Genomic DNA, 875 nt, shown 5'->3' on the forward strand with positions numbered 1-875 from the left:
TCTCGTGGGCTCGGCTCAACTCTTGTAGCGAATGATGGAAGTATTTTTTCTGGCTTCGTCGTTCCGCATAATGAATACATTCGTTTTTATTACGATGGCGGGTTAGTTGGAGCCATTCTGTTGTTTCTATCGCTGCTGCTGGTGTTTCGGGCTGTTTACTTCCGATTGGGCGGCATGATCCGGTTGTATTTTGCCGGTATGATTATCGGTTTCCTGACCTATTCCTTTTTTGACAATACCCTGTCCACGGTTCATCTGATTGCTCCATTCTGTATCTTCCTGAACGCGTTATATGCTACGGGAAATGGAGTTCATTCCAAGTCAGGGGCTGAAGCAGAAGTGGATATACAGATACAGCGAGCCAAGGACGTATCCTTTTCAAAGGAGATTAGAACATGAAGGTCTGTTTGATCAGTTCTACAGGCGGTCATTTTGATGAATTAACCAAAATTATTCCTGCGGTTGAAGAACATGATTATTTCCTGATTACCGAGAAAAATAAAAGCAGAAAAGTAGAATCGTCTCAGGGCAAAGTATACTTCTTAATGCAGCAAGAGCGTAAAAATGCGATGTTCTTGCTAATCTTTGTGGCTAACATTATCAAATCGTTTTTTCTATATCTGCGTGAGCGTCCAAAGGTGATCATTACAACAGGGGCGGGAGCCACATACCCTTTTTGCCTCATCGGTAAAATCTTCGGTGCCAAACTGATTTATATCGAAAGTTATGCCAAAATCTATTCCTCCAGCGCAACCGGGAGATTGATGTACAAAATCTCGGATGAGTTCTTCATCCAATGGGAAACGTTGCAGGATAGCTATCCCAATGCGAAGTACAGGGGGGCTTTATTTTGATATTTGTTATCGTTGGCCAGG

At 42.9% G+C, this 875-nt stretch carries 2 protein-coding genes; both read left to right on the top strand.

Translation table 11 applies throughout. The features are described 5' to 3' along the window. On the top strand, positions 1–399 hold a 399-nt coding region (locus FMN63_RS29520), incomplete at its 5' end, for an O-antigen ligase family protein (RefSeq protein ID WP_205514354.1). Beyond that, on the top strand, positions 396–854 hold the full coding sequence (gene pssD / locus FMN63_RS27670) for a PssD/Cps14F family polysaccharide biosynthesis glycosyltransferase (RefSeq protein WP_036668906.1): 459 nt from the start codon (positions 396–398) through the stop codon (positions 852–854). The genes FMN63_RS29520 and pssD, both read left to right, overlap by 4 nt. Positions 855–875 lie beyond the last annotated feature (21 nt).

This window comes from Stappia sp. BW2 (assembly GCF_008107695.1).
GTDB lineage: Bacteria > Pseudomonadota > Alphaproteobacteria > Rhizobiales > Stappiaceae > Roseibium.

Coding starts and splice junctions, on each gene's coding strand:
- pssD (WP_036668906.1), top strand. CDS start 396: ATGAAGGTCTGTTTGATCAGTTCTACAGGCGGTCATTTTGATGAATTA.